This is a genomic window from Pseudoxanthomonas sp. G3 (assembly GCF_057654715.1).
The window spans coordinates 3,041,450-3,063,687 of the sequence record NZ_CM172805.1; the positions used below are offsets into that span (position 1 = coordinate 3,041,450).

A 22,238-nucleotide genomic window follows, 5' to 3' on the forward strand; every position below is an offset into this window, starting at 1 on the left:
AAATTTCAAGCCCGTTCCGACGAGCGGCTGCCGGCTGGCCGGTCCCGGATGGTCGCGCTACCCTTCGCGCCCGCCTTGCGTTTGCCAGGATCGCCGCCATTTCCTCGGATAGCCCCCGCCTGTGGGTGTTCACGCTGGAAGCCCGGCCTCGCGCCGACAGCCCTGACTTCGTCGAGGCCGGCGGTGCGTACGTCACCTGCTACCAGAAGCCCGGATTCGCCGAAGACCCCATGCGGCGCGCGTCCGAGTTCATCCGCGAACAGGGGTGGGTGGTCGTCGCGGTGGAGGACGAACCGGTCCAGGTCGACCGCGACCAGGCCCCCAACGCGGACCACTTCGACCAGGCCCTCGTCGACGACGAGGTCTACGTCTTCAACCAGTGGCCGGTCGACGACGCCGACGACCAGACGCGCCACTAACCCGAACACAGCGATCCCCTGCCCCATGACTGCCCCCAGCAAGCGCGAATTCACCCTGGAACCCGAAAACACCGAACGCTTGGCCAACCTGGCTGGCCCGTTCGACGCGCACCTGCGCCAGATCGAACTGCGGCTGGGGGTGGAAATCGCCAACCGCGGCCCGATCTTCCGCGTCACCGGCCCGGAGAAGGCCGTCGCGGCGACTGAAAAACTGCTGCATTCGCTGTACGAAGAAGCCGCCGGCGAAACCTTCGACAGCGAGGCGATCCACCTGCGCCTCAACAGCGCGAACGTGGAGCGCGTGGCCGACGACGGTTACGAGCCGCAGGACGTGGCCATCAGGGTCAAGCGCGGCACCGTGCGCGGTCGCGGCGCCAACCAGGCCAAGTACCTGCACGCCATCGCCACGCACGACATCAACTTCGGCATCGGCCCGGCCGGCACCGGCAAGACGTTCCTGGCCGTCGCCAGCGCGGTGGAAGCGCTCAACGAATCGCGCGTGCAACGGCTGATCCTGGTGCGCCCGGCGGTGGAAGCCGGCGAGAAGTTGGGCTTCCTGCCCGGCGACCTGTCGCAGAAGGTCGATCCCTACCTGCGCCCGCTGTACGACGCACTCTACGAAATGCTGGGCGTGGAGAAGGTGGTCAAGCTGCTGGAGAAGAACGTCATCGAGATCGCGCCGCTGGCCTACATGCGCGGCCGCACGCTCAACGACGCGTTCGTCATCCTCGACGAAGCGCAGAACACCACCATCGAGCAGATGAAGATGTTCCTCACGCGCATCGGCTATGGCAGCACCGCAGTCGTCACCGGCGACCTGACCCAGATCGACCTGCCCAAGCACCAGAAGTCCGGCCTGAAGGATGCGCTGGAGGTACTGCGCGATGTCGACGGTATTTCGTTCACCTTCTTCACCAGCCGCGACGTGGTCCGCCACCCGCTGGTCGCGAAGATCGTGCGGGCTTACGATGCACGCGATGGCAAGGACGCCGAGACCGGCCCTGCCTGATCCCCTCCGTCGACCGCGATCGCCATGACCCAAGGCCCCGTCCGCCTCGAAGTCTCCGTGAACTACGCCCTGCCGCGCGCCGGCATCCCGTCGGCGGTGAGCTTCCGCAAATGGGTGGCAGCCGCGCTGGCAGGCCGCATCCGCGAAGCCGACCTGGCTATCCGCATCGTCGACAGCAAGGAAGGTCGCGCGCTCAACCGCCACTACCGCGGTCGCGACTACGCCACCAACGTGCTCAGCTTTCCGGCCGAGATGGCCGAAGGCGTGAAGCTGCCCAAGGGCGTGAAGATGCCGCTGCTCGGCGACCTGGTGATCTGCGCACCGGTCGTTGCCCGCGAAGCCCGCGAGCAGAAGAAGCCGCTGGCCGCGCACTACGCGCACATGACCGTGCACGGCACCCTGCACCTGCTGGGCTGGGACCACGAGGACGACAAGGAAGCCGAATGCATGGAGCAGCTCGAGCGCGAGATCCTGGCCGACCTCGGCATCGACGACCCCTACGCGGAAGACTGACGATGCTGCGCATCCTGTTGCTCGCGCCCTGCGTGGCGCTGGCCCTGTCCGTCGACGTGCAAGCGCAGACCAGCACGCCCGACCTGCCCGCGTTGATCGAATGCCGTGGCGACATCGGCGGGCTGACCGCGTTGGCGCCTGCGCTGGAAGACCCGCTGAAGGCGGTCGCCCTGGGCTGGCAGCCGCTGCCGCAGGCGAACATGTTCATGACCGAGTACCGCTTGGCGTCGCCGATCCGTGTGTTCGGCCACGACAGCGACCACATCGCCTTCTCCGGCGGCAGCGTGATGGCGATCCTCGACCTCTCCGACCCGCGCCCGCTGGCCCAGGAACTCGCGCTGGAAACGGCGATCGACACGCCCGCCAAGGCCATGTTCGGCAAGGAGCTGCGCAGCGAGGAAACGCGCGACGCGGACAGCGGCAAGGTGCTGATCGAGTCGGTCGTGCTCAACGTCAGCAACGTCGCCTCGCACCCCGGCAAGACCCTGGTGGGCTGCAGCTACAGCCTGGACCTGCCCGAGGAGCCGGAGGAAGCAGCGCCGGACGCCGCCGCGCCTGCACCCGCCCAGCAACCGGGTTAGACTGGAGCCCACGCCCGGCCGGGCGCACACCCCCACGAGATGTCAGAAGACGACAGTACCCACGCGCCGGATGGCTCCGAAAAACCTTCGGAGAAACGGCGCACCTGGCTGGACCGCCTCAGCTCGGCGTTCTCCGGCGAACCCAGCACACGCGAAGACCTGGTGGCCCTCCTGCGCGACGCGCAGTCCGACGGCCTGATCGGCAGCGACACCCTGAAGATGATGGAAGGCGCCATTGCGGTCGCCGACCTCACCGTGGGCGATGTGATGGTGCCGCGCGCGCAGATGGTGTCGCTACCCGTCGAGGCCCGCTTCCTCGACCTGATGAAACAGGTCGTCGAATCCGGCCATTCACGCTTCCCGGTGCATGGCGAGAACAAGGACGAGATCCTCGGCATCCTGCTGGCCAAGGACCTCCTGCGCGGCGTGGTGGCCGACAACGGCCCCGGCAGCGTGCGCGAACTGCTGCGGCCGGCGGTGCTGATTCCCGAGTCGAAGAAGCTCAACCTGCTGCTGAAGGAATTCCGCCTCTCGCGCAACCACATGGCGATCGTGGTGGACGAGTACGGCGGCGTCGCCGGCCTGGTCACCATCGAGGACGTGCTGGAGCAGATCGTCGGCGAGATCGATGACGAGCACGACGATGCCGAGGATGGCGCCGCGCTGATCGCGGCGCAGGCCGATGGCCAGTTCGTCGTGGATGCGTTGACGCCGATTTCCGACTTCAACGAGCGCTTCGGCGCCGACTTTCCGGACGACGAGTACGACACGGTCGGCGGCCTGGTCACCGCCGCGATCGGCCACCTGCCGGAGACCGGCGAGGAACTGACCCTGGGCCGCTTCATGTTCCGGGTAGCGCGCGCGGATGCGCGACGCGTGCATGCGTTCCATGTCGGCGTGCTGGCGGATGCGTAGCGTGGCCGCGCGCCTGGTGCTGCTGGGCGCGTTGTGGCTGCTTGCCGCGGCGGCCTGGGCGTCGCCGCGCATCGGCGTGGCGACGATGGAGCCGGGCGAGGTCTTCTTCGAGCGCTTCGGCCACAACGCCATCGTCGTGGTCGACCCCGCCAACGGCGATGCGATTTCGTACAACTTCGGCTTCTTCGATCCATCGGAAGCCGACTTCGTCGGCAATTTCGCCCGCGGCCACATGATGTACTACCTCGTCGCGCTGCCGTTCGAGCAGGATCTGGCGCAATACCGCGACAGCGGTCGCGGCGTGTCGCTCCAGTGGCTGGACCTCTCGCCCGCACAAGCGCAGGCGTTGGCCAGCGCGCTGGCCGAACGTGCGCGCCCCGAGAACGCGCGCTACCGCTACGACTACTTCACCTCCAACTGCTCCACCCAGGTACGCGACGCGCTGGATGCCGCACTCGGTGGCGCACTGAAGTCCCAACTGGCCGGCCGCTCGCGCGGCAACACCTTCCGTAGCGAAGCGGTGCGCCTGGCCTCGCCGGCGACGTGGATGTGGCTGGGCTTCGACGTGGGCCTCGGGCCGTCGGCGGACAAACCGATGTCGCGCTGGGAGGAGGCCTACGTGCCGATGCGCCTGGCCGACAGCCTGCGCGAGGCGAAGAACGCCGCCGGACGTCCGCTGGTGCAGTCCGAAATGCAGCTGCTGCCCCATCGCATCGCGCCGGAGCCGGCGGAGACGCCGCGTCGTTGGTGGCCATGGCTGCTCGCGGGCGTGGTCATCGCCGCGCTGGTCGCGTGGTCAGGACGCCGCCAGCCGCGCGTGATCGCGGCGCTGGCGATCCCGTTCTGGCTGGTCTGTTTCGTGGCCGGCGCGCTGCTGTTGTATCTGTGGGGCTTCACCGAGCACTGGGCCGCGTGGGCCAACCGCAATCTGCTGCTGCTCAATCCACTGTGCGTCCTGGTGATTCCCGGCGCAATTGCCGTGCTGCGCCGCCGCATCCCACCCGCTTGGTCGGGGTGGCTCGCGATCGCCGTCGCCATGGGTGCGCTGCTCGCGTGGTTCCTGCACTGGCTGCCGTTGCGCCTGCAATACAACCAGTCCTGGATCGCCTTGCTGCTGCCGATCCACTTGGCGCTTGCATACGTATTCATGCCCCGGCGCTTGTCCCCCTGAGCCCCGCCACGCACGATGCGGCCCTCTGCTTATCGCGAGGGTCGCATGTCCCGTTTCCTGATTCCGCTCTTCGTCCTGCTGTCCAGCGCTGCCGCGCATGCGGCACCGGGACCGCGCATCGCCTCGCCCGATGGCTCCATCGTGGTGGAGTTGTCGACCGACAACGACGGCCGCCCCTCGTATGCCGTCTCGCGCAAGGGCCAGCCGGTCCTGTCGCCGTCGCGCCTGGGCTTCCTGCTGCTGGACGCGCCGAAGTTCGAGCGGAACATCGAGATCGTGCAGCCACGTACGCGCGCCTTCGACGAAACCTGGGAACAGCCGTGGGGCGAGCGCCGCTTCATCCGTAACCACTACAACGAGCTGACGGTCACACTGAAGGAAAAGGCCAAGCCCTTCCGCAGCTACGACGTGGTGTTCCGCGTGTTCGACGACGGCGTCGGCTTCCGCTACCGCTTCCCGAAGCAGGCGGGCCTGGAGCAGGTGAAGATCAGCGAGGAGCTGACGGAATTCTCCCTGGCCCGCGACGCGACGGCATGGTGGATCCCCGCCGGCGAATGGAACCGCGAGGAATACCTCTACCACCGCACCCCCGTGCAGCAGGTCGGCGATGCGCAGACGCCGATCACCTTCAAGTTCGCGGACGGCACCCACCTGTCGATCCATGAGGCGGCGCTGATCGATTACAGCGGCATGAACCTGACCCGCGTCGAGGACCGCCGTCTGAAGGCCGACCTGACCCCGGGCATCGGCGAAGGCAAGGTGGTGCGCGCCGCACCGTTCGACACGCCGTGGCGCACGCTGCTGCTGAGCGATGACGCGGCGGGCCTGGCGATGTCCGCCCTGACCCTCAACCTCAACGAGCCCAACGTGCTCGGCGACGTGTCGTGGGTGAAGCCGATGAAGTACGTCGGTGTGTGGTGGGAAATGCACCTGGAACTGAAGAGCTGGGCCTCGGGTCCGAAGCACGGCGCCACCAACGAGAACGTCCGCAAGCACATCGACTTCGCCGCGAAGCATGGTTTCGGCGGCGTGCTGGTGGAAGGCTGGAACGTGGGCTGGGACGGCGATTGGTTCGGCAACGGCGAGGATTTCAGCTTCACGCAGTCGTATCCCGATTTCGATCTCGAAGCGCTCAGCCGTTATGCCCGCTCGAAGAACGTGGTGCTCATCGGCCACCACGAGACCTCGGGCAATGCGGCGCATTACGAGTCGCAACTCGATGCCGCCTTCGACCTCTACCAACGCGTCGGCGTGCCGGCGGTGAAGACCGGCTACGTGGCCGACGCCAGCCAGGCGAAGGTCACGGGCACTGACGGCAAGCGCCACTACGCCTGGCATGAAGGCCAGGACATGGCGCGCCACCACATGAAGGTGGTGACGGAGGCAGCCAAGCGCCACATCGCCGTCAATCCGCACGAGCCGATCAAGGACAGCGGCCTGCGCCGCACGTATCCGAACTGGATCACCCGTGAAGGCGCGCGCGGCATGGAGTTCAGCGCCTGGGGCCAACCGGGCAATCCCCCCGAGCACGAGGCCAATCTGGTGTTCACCCGCCTGCTGGCCGGGCCGATGGACTACACGCCGGGCATCTTCGGCATGAAGACGCGCTCCACCGACGGCATCGCCACCACCTGGGCCAAGCAACTCTCGCTGTACGTCGTCATCTACAGCCCGCTGCAGATGGCGGCCGACCTGCTGGAGAACTACGAGAAGAACCCGGCGCCGTTCCAGTTCATCAAGGACGTGCCGGTGGACTGGGACGACACGCGCGTGCTGAACGGCGAAGTCGGCGACTACGTGACCATCGCGCGCAAGGAGCGTGGCGGTCCCAACTGGTACCTCGGCGCGTTGACCGACGAGGACGGCCGCACGCTGAGCGTGCCGCTGTCCTTCCTTGACAAGGACCGCCGCTACACCGCGCAGATCTACCGCGACGGCGACAAGGCCAACTGGAAGACCGCACCGCAGGACATCGTGATCGAGGAGCGCAGCGTCACCCGCGCCGACACGCTGACCCTGAAGCTGGCGCCGGGTGGCGGGCAGGCGATCCGCTTCGTAGCGCAGTGAGATGAACTTGGCTGTGGGAGCGACGTAAGTCGCGAACTGGCAACGACGTGTCCAAGGCGGCCCATCGCGACTGACGTCGCTCCCACACCCGCATCCGACTTGTCGGATGCAGGTCTTCTGGCGCACGATTCACGCCATGAATGACGTCGCCTCCGCCCTCTCGAAGCCCGCCCTGCCCCAGTGCGTCATCAACTGCGTGGTCTATGACAAAGGCGGCAAACGGCGTGACATCAGCCTGGACGAGATCAGCGATGTGCTCGCGGTCGATGACGGCAGCTTCATCTGGGTGGGCCTGTACGAACCGGCCGACACCATCCTGGAGAAATTGCAGGAAGAGTTCTGCCTCCACGATCTGGCCGTGGAGGACGCACAGAACGCGCACCAGCGTCCCAAGCTGGAGGCCTATGGCAACTCCTTGTTCGTGGCCGTGCATACGGCCCAGGTGGTCGAGGACCGCATCCGGTTCGGAGAGACCCACGCCTTCCTCGGCCCGCGCTATCTGGTGACGGTGCGCCACGGCGCTTCGCTGTCGTACGCGCCGGTGCGCGAGCGCGTGCAGCGCGAAGCCGACCTGCTGGCACTCGGTCCGTCATACGGGCTGTATGCGGTGCTCGACTACATCGTCGACAACTATCGACCGATCATCGATCAATTCAAGCAGACCCTGGACACGCTGGAGAAGGACATCTTCGCCGACACCTACCGGCGGGTGACGGTCGTGAAACTGTACGAGCTGAAGCGCGAGCTGACCCAGATGCGGCTGGCGGTGGCGCCGTTGCAGGACGTGCTGGCGCAGCTGACCCGCTCGCAGAGCGCCCTGATCCCCGAGGAAGTACGGCTGTATTTCCGCGACGTGCAGGACCATGTGATGCGCGTCAACGAGTACACCGACACCCTGCGCGAAATGCTGACCACTGCGCTCAGCGTGAACCTGTCGCTGGTGACGCTGGCCCAGGGCGAAATCGTCAAACGCCTCGGCGCGTGGGCCGCGCTGCTCGCCGCACCCACGCTGATCACCAGCTGGTACGGCATGAACTTCGAGCACATGCCGGAGCTGGGGGGACGCTTCGCGTATCCCGTCCTGATCGCGGGCGTAGCGCTGGCCTGCTTCGGCCTGTATCGGCTGTTCAAGCGCTCGCGCTGGCTCTGACGCCCTACGCCGCCGGACTGCGACCAAAGTCGAAGGCTGAATCGGCCGTTACGGATTGACCGGGTCCGCGCATGGGGGGACCCTTGTCCCGACTTGTCGGAGGGTTCCGGAATGAATGGTTTTTCCAAGATCGGCTGGGCGGCGCTCGCGTTGCTCGGCGCGGGATGTCTGGGCGTGGTCGCACTGCGCCAGGGCGAACAGATCAGTGCGCTCTGGATCGTCGTGGCGGCGGTATCCATCTACCTGGTGGCGTACCGCTACTACAGCCTGTACATCGCGAAGAACGTGATGGGGCTCGACCCGACCCGCGCGACGCCCGCGCACATCAACAACGATGGCCTGGACTACGTGCCCACCAACAAGCACGTGCTGTTCGGCCACCATTTCGCCGCCATCGCCGGTGCGGGTCCGCTCGTCGGCCCGGTGCTGGCCGCGCAGATGGGTTACCTGCCCGGCATGCTCTGGCTGATCGCCGGCGTGGTGCTCGCCGGCGCGGTGCAGGACTTCATGGTCCTGTTCATCTCCAGCCGCCGCAATGGCCGTTCGCTCGGCGACCTGGTCCGTGAGGAAATGGGCCAGGTGGCCGGCACCATCGCGCTGTTCGGCGCGTTCCTGATCATGATCATCATCCTGGCGGTGCTGGCGATGATCGTGGTGAAGGCGCTGGCCGAAAGCCCGTGGGGCATGTTCACGGTGATCGCCACGATGCCCATCGCGATCTTCATGGGCCTCTACATGCGCTACATCCGCCCCGGCAGGATCGGCGAGATCTCGGTGGTCGGCATCCTCCTGCTGCTGTTGGCCATCTGGTTCGGCGGCAAGGTCGGCGCGCATCCCACGTGGGGCCCGGCGTTCACCTTCACCGGCACCCAGATCACCTGGATGCTGATCGGCTATGGTTTCGTCGCCGCCGTGCTACCCGTGTGGCTGCTGCTGGCGCCGCGCGACTACCTGTCCACCTTCCTCAAGATCGGCGTGATCGTCGCGCTGGCCATCGGCATCGTCATCGCCAGCCCGGAAGTGACCTCGCTGAAGATGCCGGCGCTGACTCAGTTCGCCAGCACTGGCGATGGCCCGGTGTGGAAGGGCGGCCTGTTCCCGTTCCTCTTCATCACCATCGCCTGTGGTGCGGTCTCCGGCTTCCATGCGCTGATCAGCTCCGGCACCTCGCCCAAGCTGCTGGCCAACGAGACCCACATCCGTTACATCGGCTACGGCGGCATGCTGATGGAATCCTTCGTCGCCATCATGGCGCTGGTCGCGGCCTCGATCATCGAGCCGGGCGTGTACTTCGCCATGAACAGCCCGGCCGCCGCCATCGGCACGACCGCGGTGGACGTGGCCGCGAAGGTCAGCAGCTGGGGCTTCGTGGTCACGCCCGAGATGCTGACGCAGACCGCGCACAACATCGGCGAGGGCACGATCATCTCGCGCGCCGGTGGCGCACCGACATTGGCCGTGGGTATCGCGGTGATCCTGCACGACGCGCTGCCCGGCGGCGACGCGATGATGGCGTTCTGGTACCACTTCGCCATCCTGTTCGAAGCGCTCTTCATCCTGACCGCGGTGGACGCGGGCACCCGCGCCGGCCGCTTCATGCTGCAGGACCTGTTGGGCAACTTCATCCCGCCGCTGCGCAAGACCGACTCGTGGGGCGCGAACGTCATCGGCACCGCCGGCTGCGTCGCGCTGTGGGGGTACTTCCTCTACCAGGGCGTGGTCGACCCGCTGGGTGGCATCAACACCTTGTGGCCCCTGTTCGGCATCGCCAACCAGATGCTGGCCGGCATTGCGCTGATGCTGTGCACGGTGGTGCTGTTCAAGATGAAGCGCGACCGCTACGCCTGGGTCACCGTCGTGCCGGCGATCTGGCTGCTGATCTGCACCACGTATGCCGGCCTGATCAAGATCTTCGACAGCAACCCGGCGGTCGGCTTCGTCGCCCAGGCGAAGAAGTACCAGGCGTCCATCGCCGATGGCCAGTTGCTTGGCGCGGCGAAGAACATGGGCCAGATGCACCAGGTGGTGGTGAACAGCTACGTCAACACCGGCCTCACCGTGCTGTTCCTGTTTGTGGTCTTCAGCGTGCTGGCGTATGCCTTGCGCGCCATCGCGAAGGCCCGTCGCAGCAACGAACGGACCGACCGCGAGACGCCTTACATGGCCTTGACCGAAGAACAACAGAAGGTCTGGCTGTAAGCCATGGGCACGGAACTCGTCCCGCTTTCGCACTTCGCCACGCACAAGCGTGTGTGGCGGAGGCTGGTGCAGACCGCGCGTCTATGCTGCGGTATCCCGGACTACGACAACTACGTGCGACACGTGCTGGAGAAGCATCCCGACCGCGAGCCGATGGATTACAAGACGTTTTTCCGGGAGCGCCAGGAAGCGCGGTTCGGCGGCAGGAGCGGGTTTCGCTGTTGTTGATCGACTCCATCAAACAATGAAAAAGGGCAAAGCCACTGGCTTCGCCCTTTTTCATTGCTCCATTGTAGGAGCGACGTAAGTCGCGACGTTGATGTTTCCGGTCGCGACTTACGTCGCTCCTACAGTGGAACCCATATCAACCCTACCCCGCCATCGCCCTGAGGCCAACGCCCACCGCGTACGCGGCCACCGTGCCCGTCGCGTAGCCCAGCGCACCCAGCAATGCACCGACCGGCGCGAGCGAGGGATGGAACACCGATGCCACCACCGGCGCGGATGCCGGACCGCCGATGTTGCTCTGCGAGCCCATCGCGAAATAGAAGAACGGCACGCGCAACAGCTTGGCGAGGAGTACGAGCAGCACGATGTGCACCAGGATCCAGATCAGTCCCAACGCCAACAGCCAGGGCTTGTCGGCGAGCGAACCGATATCCATCTGCATGCCGATGCAGGCGATCAGGATGTAGAGGAACAAGGCGCCGATTTTCGAGGCGCCTGCGCCGTCCAGCGTGCGCGCTCGCGTCAGGCTCAAGCCAAGCCCGATAAACGTGGAGAGCACAACGACCCACACGAAGGGCTCATGCAGGCTGACCTGCTTGGCCCATGGCACGTTCTGGGCGAACCAGGACGATGCCGGGCCCGCAATGGCATGGGACAGACCGACAGCGCCGAACGCGATGCCCAGGATGACCATGAGGTCGGTCAACGTCGTCACCCGTTCATGCTGCTTCTGATAGCTGGCGAGCCGTTGCTTCAAGTCTTCGATGGCCCGCGTATCCGCGCCGCTGCGCGCATCGATGGCCTGCGCGCGGTTGGCGAGGAAGATCAGCACGGCCATCCACAGGTAACCCACGGAGACGTCGACCACGACGAACTGGCCAAACGTCGTTTCGTCGACTTCGAAGATCTCCTTCATCGCCAGCATGTTGGCGCCGCCACCGATCCAGCTGCCCGCCAACGCCGCCATGCCACCCCATGTGTCGCCGGCCACGGTTTCCGGGTGGATCAACCCCATCAGCCAGAACGCCACCCAGGCACCGATCATGATGCTGATGGATGCACCGGCGTACATCGCCAGCAGCTTCGGCCCCAGCTTCAACACGCCCTTCAAGTCGATGGTCAGCGTCAGCAGTACCAGCGCAGCGGGCAGCAGCACACGGCTGGCCACCGGGTTGTAGAGCTTGCTGGCGCCGCCGTCGATCAGACCCACGCTGTTGTAGATGCCGGGAATGAAGTAGCACAGCAACAGCGCCGGCACGTAGGTGTAGAACTTCTTGAAGAAGCCCGTCTCGCGCGAGGACGTCCAGAACACCATGCCCAGTGTGGCGGCGATCAGGCCGAACAGGACGATGTCGTTCTGGATCAGCGCAGTGGATGGTTCGGTGGCTTCGATCGCCATCGTCGGGTCTCTCCTTCAGTCAAAGAAAAGGGCCGGCATGACCGGCCCTTTCCGGAACACCTCAGCGTCCGATATGCTGCTTCAGCCACGCATTGACGGTGTCGTGCCACAGGATGCTGTTCTGCGGCTTCAGCACCCAGTGGTTCTCGTCGGGGAAGTACAGCAGCTTGGAGTCGATGCCCTTGCGCTGCAGGGCGGTAAACGTGGACAAGCCCTGGTCGACCGGCACGCGGTAATCCTTCTCGCCCTGCACGACCAGCATGGGCACGCGCCAGTTGGCGACGTGGTTGACCGGGTTGAACTTCTCGACGTTCTTCGGGACGTCGTAGGGTGTCCCGCCGTTCTCCCACTCGGTGAACCACAATTCTTCGGTCACGTAGCCCATCGAGCGGATGTCGAACACGCCATCGTGGTTGACCAGGCACTTCCACGGCTCGTTCCAGTTGCCGGCGATCCAGTTGATCATGTAGCCGCCGTAGCTGGCGCCCAGCGCGCACGCGTTCTTGCCGTCGAGGAAGGCGTACTGCTTCTGCGCGGCCGCCCAGCCCTTCTGCAGGTCTTCCAGCGGGCGGTCGCCCCAGTGCTGGCTGATCGCATCGGTGAACGCCTGGCCGTAGCCAGTCGACCCGTGGAAATCGATCATCACCACCGCGTAGCCCTGGCCGGCGTAGGTCTGCGGATTCCAGCGATAACTCCAACCGTTGCCGAAGCTGCCCTGCGGGCCGCCGTGGATCAGGAAGGCCACCGGGTATTTCTTGCCTTCGACGTAGTCGTGCGGCTTGACCACATAGCCGTGCACGGCCTCGTTGTTCCAGCCCTTGAAGTTGAACTGTTCGAAGTCGCCAAAGCTGACATCGCCGAGGGTTTCCTGCGCACTCGGCGTGATCGCACGCAGCGGCGCGCCAGACAGCGTCATAGTGAACAGCTGGTCGCCGCTCTTCAACGTGTTGCGGGTAAGCGCCAGCGTATCGCCGGCGATATCGAAGGCGGAGATGCTGCCTTCACCGACGACCGACTTCACCGCGCCATTGGCGACGTCGACAGCGAACAGCGGGTGCTGGCCCATGTCCTGTGCGGTGGTGTAGATCGTCGCGCCATCCTTCGCCAGCACAATGCCGTCGGCAGAGCGATCCCACGAAGGCGCGATTTCGCGCACCTGCTTCGAGGCCAGGTCCATCGCCATCAGGCCGAAGCGGTCGGCTTCGAAGCCCGGGCGCTTCATCGCGCGGTAGTACAGGGTCTTGCCGTCGGCACTGAACACCGGGCCGGTGTCCCAGGCAGGATTCGCCGCGGTCAGATTGACCGGTGCGCTGCTGCCATCGGCCGCGATCTTGTACAGGTCGAAGTTGGTCGACCAGGCTTCGCCCTTGCCCGCCACGCGCACGGCCGCGACCACCGAGGCGCCGTCGGGCGACCACGTGTACTCGTCGGCGCCACCGAACGGCTTGGACGGCGCGTCGCCGTCGAGGCTGTCCGTCAACGACGTGGCGGTGGTCACCGCCTTGGCCTTGGCGCCCGGCAGCGACGCCACGAACAGGCGGCTGCGGCGACCATCGGCCCACGTATCCCAGTGGCGGACGAACAGTTTGTCGTAGACCACGCCGCTGCTCTTCTTGGCGGCCGTGGCATCGAGCTTCTTCTGTGTGCACGCGAAATCCGCCTTGCAGTCGGCGAAGGTGTCGGTGCTGAACAGCACACGCGTGCCATCCGGCGACAGCTTGTAGCTGGCCACGTCGAGCGCGAAAGCGGTCAGCTGCCGCGGCGTGCCGCCGGCCAGCGGCAGGGAGTAGAGCTGCTGGATGCCGGACTTGCCGCTGAGGAAGTAGACCGTCTTGCCGTCCGGCGAGAAGGCGGGCGAGTTGACGTTCCAGCCTTCCGGCGTGAGGCGCTTCGGCGGCCCCATGTCGCGGGTCAGCAGGTTGCGGACCCACAGGCTGCTGCTGGCCTTGACCACCTCCGCATCGACCACGCGCTTGGCGAACAGCACGGTGCTCCCGTCCGGCGACAGCACGGGCGAGGACACGCGGTCGAGCTTCTGCAGATCGCGCACGTCGAGGCCGCGCGCAGCGGCCAGCGACGGCAGGGCCGCCAGCAGGCAAAGGGGCAACAGGGCGGATTTCAACTTCATCCGGGGCTCCGGCAACAGGAAAACCCCGATGGTAGGCGCTAAGCGCGCCGCGGCGCAAAGGCGTGAAGTCACGCCCTTGCGCCGTGTAGTGGCTTAACGGGGGCCGGGCTCGACGTCGCCCAGCGCCTTCGACTTCGCACCAGTGCGATAGAGCAGCCAACCCACGATCGCCAGGATCACCAGACCGACGATCTCGCCCTGCTGGAACGCTTCCGGCAGCACCAGCACGTCGCGATCCTTCGACACGTAGATGGCGATGCCGACCGCGATGCCCATCAGCGCCTCGCCAGTGATCAGGCCGGCGGCGAACAGGGTACCGGGGCGGTGGATGCGATCGCGCGCCTCCTCGTCCTTCGTGCCGACCATGCCATGGCGCTTCTCGACCAGGTAGGCCAGCAAGCCGCCGAGGAAAATCGGCACCATCAGTTCCAGCGGCAGGTAGATGCCGATCGCGGCGGCCAGCACGGGCACGCGGAAACTGCTGCCCTTGGCTTTCAAGGTCTCGTCGATGGCGATGATGATCGCGCCGATCACCGCACCGATGCCGATGATGCCCCACGGCAGTTCGCCGCCGAACAGGCCCTTGGCCACCGAGGCCATCAGCGTGGCCTGCGGTGCCGACAGCGGATTGGGATGCTCGGCCGTAGGCGCACCGATGCCGTAGGCCTCGGACAGGATGTTCAGCACCGGCGCCATGATCAACGCGCAGGAGAATGCGCCGATGCCGAGCATCAGCTGCTGCTTCCACGGCGTGGCACCGACCAAGTAACCGGCCTTGAGGTCCTGCAGGTTGTCGCCGCCCACCGCCGCTGCGCAGCACACCACCGCGCCGATCATGATCGCGGCCACCGCACCCAGCGGCGCGCCGCCGGTACCGACCGCCATGCGACCGCTCTCGCCCAACAACAACAGCAGCACCACCGAGGCGAACAGGATGGTGGCGATGGTGATGCCCGATACCGGGTTGTTCGACGAGCCCACCAGGCCGGCCAGGTACGCCGACACGGACACGAACAGGAAGCCGGCCACGATCATGATGATCGCCATCGGGATGCTGACGTGCCACACGCCGACGATGGCCTGGTACAGCAGCAGCAACGGCAAGACGAACACGACCAGCGCCACCAGCATCCACTTCATCGGCAGGTCGCGCTCGGTCTCGGCGACATCGGCGCCGCCCGAGCCCGCGCGCGCAGCGGCGATTCCGCTCTTCACGCCCGACAGCAGCGACTTGCGCAGGGAGAAGAGCGTCCAAACGCCGCCGATCAGCATCGCGCCGACGCCGAGATAACGGATCTTCGCCGACCAGATCGCGCCGGCCACGTCCTCGGCGCCCGCACCCGCGATGCCCTGCGCCAGCGCGGGATCGGTACCCAGGAAGAACATGTGGTACAGCGGAATGGCGATGTGCCAGGACAGGATGCTGCCCGACAGCACCACGATGCCGATGTTCAGGCCCACGATGTAGCCCACGCCAAGCAGCGCCGGCGACAGGTTGGTGCCCATGTAGCCAAGGTACTTGCCGAAGAAGCCTGCGCCCGCGGCGGTGTCCGGGATCAGGCGCATGCCGCTGTGCGCGGCCACTTTAAGCACGGCGCCGATGGCGGCGGAGAAGGCGAGGATCTTCAGGCCCGGGCCCGGATTCTCGCCGGCCTTCAGCACTTCGGCCGCGGCCTTGCCTTCGGGAAACGGCAGCGGCTCCTCGACGATCATCGAGCGACGCAGCGGCACCGAGAACAGCACGCCCAGCAGGCCGCCGAGGCCGGCGATCGCCAGCACCCAGGAGTACTGGAAGTCCTGCCAGTAGCCCAGGATGATCAGCGCGGGGATGGTGAAGATCACGCCCGCCGCGATCGACGAACCGGCCGACGCGCCGGTCTGCACGATGTTGTTCTCCAGAATCGTGCCACCGCCCAGCAGGCGCAGCACGCCCATCGAGACGACGGCCGCCGGGATGGCGGTCGCCACGGTCAGGCCAGCGAACAGGCCCAGGTAGGCGTTGGCGGCGGACAGCACCACGGCCAGCACGATGGCCAGCACGACGGCGCGGAAGGTAAGTTGCGGGGTCCCCGGCGAGCTCATGGCGCGTTCCCGAATGGCAGAAAGCGGACAACCTAGCGTCCGCTGCCCGGCAAGTCCAGCCGAGGGTACCGGCGCGCCGCCTATACTCGCCCGGTTTTCCGATGCCGGAGCGGCCCTTGAACTCCCCTGCCCCCGTGGCCGCCGGCCGCGACGACTTCCTGGGCCACCCTAAGGGCGTCTACGTCTGCTTCTTCACCGAAATGTGGGAGCGCTTCTCGTTCTACGGGATGAAAGCGCTGCTGCTGCTGTACCTGACCAAGTACCACCTGTTCACCGATGGCGCGGGTTACGACCTGATCGGCGCTTACGGCGGTCTGGTCTACTGCGTACCGATCATCGGCGGCGTGCTGGCGGACCGCTGGCTGGGCATGCGCAAGGCGGTGGTCTTCGGCGGCCTGCTGCTGGTCGCCGGCCACGCTGGCATGGCCTTGGAAGGCGCTGCGGCGACCATGGACGGCGGCGTGATCACTCGGGACGAAGGCGCCCTGCGCACGATGTACCTGTCGCTGGCCCTGATCGTCATGGGCGTGGGCTTCCTGAAACCCAACATCACCGGCATCGTCGGCCGGCTCTATCCCGCCGGCGATCCGCGTCGCGACGGCGGCTTCAGCCTGTTCTACGCCGGCATCAACCTCGGCGCGCTGCTGGCCTCGCTGGTCTGCGGCTACCTCGGCGAGACGCTGGGTTGGAAATACGGCTTCGGCGCGGCGGGGATCGGCATGCTGCTGGGCCTGGCGATGTTCCTGTGGGGCCAACGCTACCTGCACGGCCATGCCGAGCCTCTCTCACCCGCTGCGTTGCGCGCCCGAGTGCTGGGCGTTCCGCCCGAATGGCTCATCTACGTGGGTGCCGTCGCCGGCGTGCTTCCCGTGGCCTGGCTGATGTGGGCGGCCGCGAACGGCGCATTCGCGCTCGGCGGCGAGTTCTCGCTCGCGCTGGCTCTGATGTTGCTCGTGCTGATCGTGGTGCTGGCGTGGTTCACCTGGTTCATCACCACCCAATGCACGCCGGTGCAGCGGCGGCAGATGCTGTCGCTGATGGCATTGATCTTCATGTGCCTAGTGTTCTTCACCCTGTACGAGCAGACCTACGGCTCGTGGGTGATGTTCACCGACCGCATGCTGACCAAGGACCTGTTCCCGTCGCTGGTGCAGCCCGCCTCGGTGGTCGTCTGGTCGGACAGCCTGGCGGCGAACATCGGCCTCTTCATCGGCAGTGCGCCGTGGTCCACCTGGGCACTGGCAGCGATGCCGCTGTCGTTCGTGGTCGCGACACGCTGGTCGGAGCGCAGTTCGCGTCCTGGCCCGCCGCGTGCGTTGTTCCTTGCCAGCGCCGCACTGTTGGTCATGCTGGTGTTGCGCGACTCGCTGGTCCTGCAGCAGACCGCCGGCTCGCTGACGTACCTGGGCGCGTTGTTCCTGGTGGTGCTGGCGCCGGTGTTCGCCTGGCTGTGGTCGACGCTGGGGCGTCGCGGCCTGGATCCGTCCAAACCGGTGAAAGGCGCGCTGGGTTTGCTGTTCGGCGGCCTGTCCTTCATACCGCTGGCGCTCGCGGCACAGCAGGTCGGCGACACCGGCGCGGTCGCGAGCGTGTGGTGGCTGGTACTGGCCTACCTGCTGCTGGAAATCGGCGAGATGTGCCTGGCACCGGTCAGCCTGGCCGCCGTCACCGAACTGTCGGTGCCGCGCGTGGTGAGCTCGATGATGGGCATGTGGCTGCTGGCCACCGCGTTCTCGGAAACGCTGGCGGCGCAATTCGGCAAACTCGCCGCCGTGGAGATACCGGACGACTCGGCATTCGACATCGCCAGCGCCGCATCGGGTTACGCCGATCTGTTCTGGCTGATGATGTGGATCGGCCTAGGCTGCGCCGCGATCGCGCTGCTGGCATCGCCCTGGTTGCGACGGGCGATGCGCGCGGCGGATTGATCTGCGCCGCGCGTGGACGGGCGAGTCGCCGCCCGTCCACCGCAGCGGTTACTTTGCGGTCGCGCCGCCCAGGTGTCGACTGAAGAACGCCAGCAACTTCGTGTAGTAGTCGCGCTGGTTTTCTTCCTTGTAGTAGCCATGGCCTTCGGTGCGGTAGTAAACCGCTTCTACTGGGACGCCCGCGGCCTTGAGACGACGCTCCATGAGTTCCGTGTGCTGTACCGGTGCGCGCTCGTCTTCACCACCGGCCGCCATGAACACGGGCGACTTGATGCGGGTCGCCATGTTGGTGGGCGACGCGGGCGCTAAATCCTTAGCATCGCCGATCCAGTCGCGCAGGTAGGTACGACCCCATTTGAGCTCTTGGGTATCACCGCGGGTATGCATCATGGGTAAATCGTAAACACCCACGTTGCCTGCGGCACAGCGATAGAGGTCTGGCTCCTTCGCCTTGCCCATCAACGCAGCGTAGGCACCATAGCTGGCGCCGTAGATGCAGATCTTCCTGGCATCCGCTATGCCTGCCTGGATCGCCCAACGGGTCGCATCGGTCAGATCGTCCTGCATCGCTCGGCCCCACTCGCGCGCGCCCGCTTGACGGAAAGCGCGTCCATAACCTCCGGAGCCGCGAAAATTGACCTGCAATACCGCATATCCTGCGGCCGCCAGCATCTGCACGTCACTGTCGAAGCCCCATCGATCACGAATCCCGTACGGTCCACCGTGCGGGTGCACGATCATGGGGAGATCTTTGCCAGTGCTGCCCTTGGGTACGGTCAGATACCCATGGAGAAGCAATCCGTCTCGCGCCTTGATCTCGACAGGACGGGAGGGCGATAGCCGCTCCGGATCAAACCAGTTCCGGCGACTCAACAATTAATCCATCTTCTTGGCGGCGATGTCGAAGACGTAGAAATCGCCCGGGTTCGTATCGGAAGACACCTCGACGAGCGCCAACGCGCCATCTCGTGTCGTCGACGTGATCTGCACGTAGTCGTTCGGAAACGCCTCTTGCAAGCTACGTAGCAGCCGACCATCGGGATGACGACCGTCAAGCATTTCGATCTTGGGTTTGCCATCCCAAAAGACCGCCGCGACCGGAATGCCCTTCCCATCCCGTGAATAGAGGGTTTCCTCTGGATCGACGCGGGGATTGCGCAGCAGTTCGGTCCGCTGACCACTCTCGAGATCCAGCGCTACGATGGCATCGGCGCCCTTCGCCTGCTCCACACTCAGGTATGCGACTCGCTGATCCGCACTGAATCCCAAGGGTAGTTCGACGCGCTCGGTAACGTCCTCATCGTTGAGAATTTTCCATTCCTGCCCCTCACCCGCCCGCAGGTAAAGCTGATTAGCGTTGTTCACCGTCCTGCCATAGGCGAACCGCACCACTCCGCGACCATCCGTAGAGAAGTCGGCCTCCGTCACAGGAGAGCGCGCCAACACAGTGCGCCGCCCCGTGTACACATCCAGCAACTCCGCGGTCGTGTAGGGCAGCTCCGCGAAGGGGCGCACCATGACCACGACGTTGCGGTCGTCGTCCGGGAGCGTATCCACGAGGTACCCCGCCACGAAACCCGCTTTCTTCGGCTGAATCCGCGTTCCTGGACCCGCACTCTCGACCCGATAGCCGAGTAGATTCTCTTTCTTCGAGCCATCCGCATTCATTGCGAAAAGCTCGCCAGTGAGTTGTGGCATGTCCAGCATGCCCAACTTCTGCGCAGCCGAGAACACTACTCGCTCGGGATTCACCCACCAGAAATCGTGCACATGGTTATGCCGACCGAGAGATATCGACCCCGTGACCTTGTTGTCGCTCCTACGCAGCACGACCAACGAAGTCCTGTCCTCCTGCTGCACGGTTGCGGCCAGGAAATCTCCGTTCGGAGACAACTTGATATCGGTGAATACATCCTTGCGGATGTAGGGATCCAGATCCAGCTCAGCCGCACGGGCCGAATTCGTGCCTACGGCAACACACAACGCAAGTGCCATGGCCGTTGCGGCCACGCAAGTCCATTTCCGCATAGTGCCTCCCCAGGCAAGCAGGCGGCCATCGTTCCACACTGATGCTCTGTATTCAACGCCTTGGCACCGGTGGTGCAGGCCCAGTCCAATCAACCCGAAAGCAGCTGGTGCAAGACTTCATCCCAATTCGGCAATCTTTGCCCCAGACGTGCTTCCAGCTTGCGGACATCGAGGCAGGAATAAGCCGGGCGCTGGGCCCGCGTCGGGTAGTCGGCTGTGTCGATCGGAAGCACCTTCGGCGCGCGCGCGATCAGGCCGCGCGCTGCGGCCGCCTCGAAAATGGCTTCGGCGAACCCATGCCAAGTCGTCTCGCCGCGGGACGTAAGGTGGAACGTCCCCGATGGCGCATCCCGCAGGCGCAGCAATTCCGCCGTCACGTCCGCGATCAGGGACGCGGGCGTGGGTGTGCCCCGCTGGTCGGCAACGACGCGCAGCTCGTCGCGATCGGCGCCGAGCCGCAGCATCGTCTTCATGAAGTTGTGGCCGTGCTGGCCGTAGACCCACGCCGTGCGCAGGATCAAGTGCTGGCCACCCGCGGCACGGATCGCGTCCTCACCGGCCAGCTTGCTGGCGCCATAGACGCCCAAGGGCGCCGTGGGATCGTCTTCGCGATAGGGCCGCGTGCCCCGCCCGTCGAACACATAGTCGGTCGAGTAGTGGACGAAGGGGATCCCACGCGCGACGCAGGCGCGTGCCAGTACGCCTGGCGCTTCGGCATTGGCGCGATAGGCCGCGTCGGCGTCGTCCTCTGCCTTGTCGACCGCCGTGTAGGCCGCGGCATTGACCACGATGTCCGGCGCCAGGCGATCCACGAGGGCGCCCAATGACGCGGGCTGGTCGAAATCGGCTGTTTCGCACGGCAGGCCTTCGGGCAGTTCACCGGAGCGGGTCGTCACGACAAGGTCGCCGAGCGGCGCAAGACTGCGCCGCAACGCATGCCCCACCTGGCCATTGCCGCCGAAGATCAGGAACTTCATGGCGTATACGGGGGCAGCCGCTCCGGCGCGACGTCCGCCAGCAGGGGCGCAACCGCGTCCTTGGCGGACAACTGCGGCTCGGTCACGGGCCAGTCGATGCCGATGGCCGGATCGTCCCATCGCACGCCCGCATCGGCGGCCTTGTCGTAGACCGCGGTGCACAGATAACTGAATACCGCCCGCTCGGACACGACGGCAAAGCCGTGTGCGAAGCCTTCGGGAATCCAGAACTGCCGCTTGTTCTCGGCGCTCAGCATCACGGCGGCCCACTGCCCGAAGGTCGGCGACCCACGACGGATGTCGACGGCCACGTCGTACACCTCACCCTCCAGCACGCTGACCAGCTTGCCCTGCGGATTCGGCCACTGATAGTGCAGGCCGCGCAATACGCCGCGCGCGGAGGACGATACATTGCTCTGGACGAAAGCCGTCGGAAGACCGTGCTGGCCGTAGCGCTCCGCGTTCCAGGTTTCGAAGAAGAAGCCGCGCTCATCGCCGAAGACCGCAGGCTCGATCACGACGCAGCCCCGCAGGGATGTCTCGATTACTTTCATCGCACGACGCCTCGCTTTGCCAGCGAGAGCAGGTACTGGCCATAACCGTTTTTCGCCAGCGGCGCGGCAAGCTGTTCGACCTGAGCAGCATCGATCCAGCCGTTGCCGAATGCGATCTCTTCGGGGCAGCAGACGCGCAAGCCCTGGCGGGCCTCGATGGTCTCGATGAAGTTGGATGCTTCGAGCAGGGACTGGTGCGTGCCGGTATCGAGCCAGGCGTGCCCACGCCCCAAGGTCTCGAGATGCAGCGTGCCGGCTTCCAAATAGCGACGGTTGAGATCGGTGATCTCAAGTTCGCCGCGGGGCGAGGGCTTCAGCTCCGCCGCGTAGTCGCTGGCACGGCCGTCGTAGAAGTAAAGGCCCGTCACCGCGTAATTAGAACGTGGATTCACCGGCTTCTCCTCGATGCCGATGACACGGCCCTCGTCGTTGAACTCGGCGACACCGTAGCGCTCCGGATCGTTCACCCAGTAGCCGAACACGGTGGCGCCATCGCGGCGCGCGTCCGCGCGTCGCAACTGCTCGGTGAATCCGTGTCCATAGAAGATGTTGTCGCCCAGCACCAGGCAGCTCGGTTGCCCGGCGACGAACTCCCTGCCGATCAGGTACGCCTGGGCCAGGCCGTCGGGGCTCGGCTGCACGGCGTAGCGAATGTCCATGCCCCACTGCGACCCGTCGCCCAGCAGCGCCTTGAACAAGGCCTGCTCATGCGGTGTGTTGATCACCAGCACTTCGCGGATACCCGCCAGCATCAGCACGCTGAGCGGGTAATAGATCATCGGCTTGTCGTAAACCGGCAGCAGCTGCTTGCTGATCGCCTGCGTCAACGGGTACAGGCGCGTGCCCGAACCGCCGGCCAGGATGATGCCCTTGCGCGTCGTCATCGTCGT

The 22,238-nt window shown here is 65.7% G+C and carries 17 protein-coding genes and 1 pseudogene; 11 read left to right on the top strand and 7 right to left on the bottom strand.

Annotation, left to right across the window (positions count from 1 at the left end):
* Window positions 1–125: 125 nt before the first annotated feature.
* The 10 genes from AC23D6_RS14560 (at window position 126) to AC23D6_RS14605 (ending at window position 10,252) form a co-directional block, all read left to right on the top strand.
* Entirely contained in the window at window positions 126–419 is a 294-nt protein-coding gene (locus AC23D6_RS14560; RefSeq protein WP_487749937.1) for a hypothetical protein, read from the top strand.
* A 25-nt stretch (window positions 420–444) separates the two neighbouring features.
* Window positions 445–1,428, top strand: coding sequence for a PhoH family protein (locus AC23D6_RS14565; RefSeq protein ID WP_487749938.1), 984 nt, complete (start codon window positions 445–447; stop codon window positions 1,426–1,428).
* Window positions 1,429–1,452: 24 nt separating this feature from the next.
* Entirely contained in the window at window positions 1,453–1,941 is a 489-nt protein-coding gene (gene ybeY / locus AC23D6_RS14570; protein WP_093490333.1) for an rRNA maturation RNase YbeY, read from the top strand.
* Between the two features lie 2 nt (window positions 1,942–1,943).
* Window positions 1,944–2,522 (top strand): hypothetical protein, encoded by a 579-nt coding sequence (locus AC23D6_RS14575; protein WP_487749939.1) that lies wholly within the window; start codon window positions 1,944–1,946, stop codon window positions 2,520–2,522.
* 39 nt (window positions 2,523–2,561) lie between these two features.
* Complete coding sequence (locus AC23D6_RS14580) at window positions 2,562–3,437, top strand: CorC family transporter (protein WP_487749940.1); 876 nt, start codon at window positions 2,562–2,564, stop codon at window positions 3,435–3,437.
* Window positions 3,430–4,608: a lipoprotein N-acyltransferase Lnb domain-containing protein gene (locus AC23D6_RS14585; RefSeq protein ID WP_487752649.1), complete on the top strand. Its 1,179-nt coding sequence runs from the start codon at window positions 3,430–3,432 to the stop codon at window positions 4,606–4,608. Before AC23D6_RS14580 ends, AC23D6_RS14585 begins: the two co-directional genes overlap by 8 nt.
* A gap of 45 nt (window positions 4,609–4,653) precedes the next feature.
* The gene (locus tag AC23D6_RS14590; protein ID WP_487749941.1) at window positions 4,654–6,675 is read left to right on the top strand and encodes a glycoside hydrolase family 97 protein; all 2,022 of its coding nucleotides are present in this window, start codon (window positions 4,654–4,656) and stop codon (window positions 6,673–6,675) included.
* Between the two features lie 136 nt (window positions 6,676–6,811).
* Window positions 6,812–7,825, top strand: coding sequence for a magnesium/cobalt transporter CorA (gene corA, locus AC23D6_RS14595; RefSeq protein WP_487749942.1), 1,014 nt, complete (start codon window positions 6,812–6,814; stop codon window positions 7,823–7,825).
* 111 nt (window positions 7,826–7,936) lie between these two features.
* Entirely contained in the window at window positions 7,937–10,024 is a 2,088-nt protein-coding gene (locus tag AC23D6_RS14600) for a carbon starvation CstA family protein (protein ID WP_487749943.1), read from the top strand.
* A 3-nt stretch (window positions 10,025–10,027) separates the two neighbouring features.
* Window positions 10,028–10,252, top strand: coding sequence for a YbdD/YjiX family protein (locus AC23D6_RS14605; protein ID WP_093490326.1), 225 nt, complete (start codon window positions 10,028–10,030; stop codon window positions 10,250–10,252).
* Window positions 10,253–10,394: 142 nt separating this feature from the next.
* On the opposite strand, the gene AC23D6_RS14610 is transcribed toward AC23D6_RS14605, so the two are convergent.
* The 3 genes from AC23D6_RS14610 to AC23D6_RS14620 all read right to left on the bottom strand — a co-directional run bounded on the left by AC23D6_RS14610 (window position 10,395) and on the right by AC23D6_RS14620 (window position 15,861).
* Window positions 10,395–11,651 carry a DUF819 family protein gene (locus AC23D6_RS14610; RefSeq protein ID WP_487749944.1) on the bottom strand — a complete coding sequence of 419 codons (1,257 nt, stop codon included), beginning with the start codon at window positions 11,649–11,651 and terminating at the stop codon, window positions 10,395–10,397.
* Window positions 11,652–11,712: 61 nt separating this feature from the next.
* Complete coding sequence (locus AC23D6_RS14615) at window positions 11,713–13,779, bottom strand: dipeptidyl-peptidase 5 (protein WP_487749945.1); 2,067 nt, start codon at window positions 13,777–13,779, stop codon at window positions 11,713–11,715.
* Between the two features lie 93 nt (window positions 13,780–13,872).
* Entirely contained in the window at window positions 13,873–15,861 is a 1,989-nt protein-coding gene (locus AC23D6_RS14620) for an OPT family oligopeptide transporter (RefSeq protein ID WP_487749946.1), read from the bottom strand.
* A 116-nt stretch (window positions 15,862–15,977) separates the two neighbouring features.
* Between AC23D6_RS14620 and AC23D6_RS14625 the strand changes: the two genes are divergently transcribed.
* Entirely contained in the window at window positions 15,978–17,789 is a 1,812-nt protein-coding gene (locus tag AC23D6_RS14625) for a peptide MFS transporter (protein WP_487749947.1), read from the top strand.
* A gap of 48 nt (window positions 17,790–17,837) precedes the next feature.
* Here the strand turns inward: AC23D6_RS14625 and AC23D6_RS14630 are convergent.
* From AC23D6_RS14630 to rfbA, 4 genes and pseudogenes are all read right to left on the bottom strand, one after another.
* Window positions 17,838–19,457: pseudogene (locus AC23D6_RS14630) on the bottom strand (alpha/beta hydrolase family protein).
* 449 nt (window positions 19,458–19,906) lie between these two features.
* Window positions 19,907–20,794 carry a dTDP-4-dehydrorhamnose reductase gene (gene rfbD, locus AC23D6_RS14635; RefSeq protein WP_487749948.1) on the bottom strand — a complete coding sequence of 296 codons (888 nt, stop codon included), beginning with the start codon at window positions 20,792–20,794 and terminating at the stop codon, window positions 19,907–19,909.
* Window positions 20,791–21,348, bottom strand: coding sequence for a dTDP-4-dehydrorhamnose 3,5-epimerase (gene rfbC / locus AC23D6_RS14640; protein WP_487749949.1), 558 nt, complete (start codon window positions 21,346–21,348; stop codon window positions 20,791–20,793). Before rfbC ends, rfbD begins: the two co-directional genes overlap by 4 nt.
* Complete coding sequence (rfbA, locus tag AC23D6_RS14645; RefSeq protein ID WP_487749950.1) at window positions 21,345–22,232, bottom strand: glucose-1-phosphate thymidylyltransferase RfbA; 888 nt, start codon at window positions 22,230–22,232, stop codon at window positions 21,345–21,347. The genes rfbC and rfbA overlap by 4 nt, the downstream gene beginning before the upstream one ends.
* Window positions 22,233–22,238: the final 6 nt, after the last annotated feature.

What these genes read in the sequence shown, in the direction of transcription:
- AC23D6_RS14565 (WP_487749938.1), top strand. Translation starts at nt 445, where the DNA reads ATGACTGCCCCCAGCAAGCGCGAATTCACCCTGGAACCCGAAAACACC.
- ybeY (WP_093490333.1), top strand. Translation starts at nt 1,453, where the DNA reads ATGACCCAAGGCCCCGTCCGCCTCGAAGTCTCCGTGAACTACGCCCTG.
- AC23D6_RS14575 (WP_487749939.1), top strand. Translation starts at nt 1,944, where the DNA reads ATGCTGCGCATCCTGTTGCTCGCGCCCTGCGTGGCGCTGGCCCTGTCC.
- AC23D6_RS14580 (WP_487749940.1), top strand. Translation starts at nt 2,562, where the DNA reads ATGTCAGAAGACGACAGTACCCACGCGCCGGATGGCTCCGAAAAACCT.
- AC23D6_RS14585 (WP_487752649.1), top strand. Translation starts at nt 3,430, where the DNA reads ATGCGTAGCGTGGCCGCGCGCCTGGTGCTGCTGGGCGCGTTGTGGCTG.
- AC23D6_RS14590 (WP_487749941.1), top strand. Translation starts at nt 4,654, where the DNA reads ATGTCCCGTTTCCTGATTCCGCTCTTCGTCCTGCTGTCCAGCGCTGCC.
- corA (WP_487749942.1), top strand. Translation starts at nt 6,812, where the DNA reads ATGAATGACGTCGCCTCCGCCCTCTCGAAGCCCGCCCTGCCCCAGTGC.
- AC23D6_RS14600 (WP_487749943.1), top strand. Translation starts at nt 7,937, where the DNA reads ATGAATGGTTTTTCCAAGATCGGCTGGGCGGCGCTCGCGTTGCTCGGC.
- AC23D6_RS14605 (WP_093490326.1), top strand. Translation starts at nt 10,028, where the DNA reads ATGGGCACGGAACTCGTCCCGCTTTCGCACTTCGCCACGCACAAGCGT.
- AC23D6_RS14610 (WP_487749944.1), bottom strand. Translation starts at nt 11,651, where the DNA reads ATGGCGATCGAAGCCACCGAACCATCCACTGCGCTGATCCAGAACGAC.
- AC23D6_RS14615 (WP_487749945.1), bottom strand. Translation starts at nt 13,779, where the DNA reads ATGAAGTTGAAATCCGCCCTGTTGCCCCTTTGCCTGCTGGCGGCCCTG.
- AC23D6_RS14620 (WP_487749946.1), bottom strand. Translation starts at nt 15,861, where the DNA reads ATGAGCTCGCCGGGGACCCCGCAACTTACCTTCCGCGCCGTCGTGCTG.
- rfbD (WP_487749948.1), bottom strand. Translation starts at nt 20,794, where the DNA reads ATGAAGTTCCTGATCTTCGGCGGCAATGGCCAGGTGGGGCATGCGTTG.
- rfbC (WP_487749949.1), bottom strand. Translation starts at nt 21,348, where the DNA reads ATGAAAGTAATCGAGACATCCCTGCGGGGCTGCGTCGTGATCGAGCCT.
- rfbA (WP_487749950.1), bottom strand. Translation starts at nt 22,232, where the DNA reads ATGACGACGCGCAAGGGCATCATCCTGGCCGGCGGTTCGGGCACGCGC.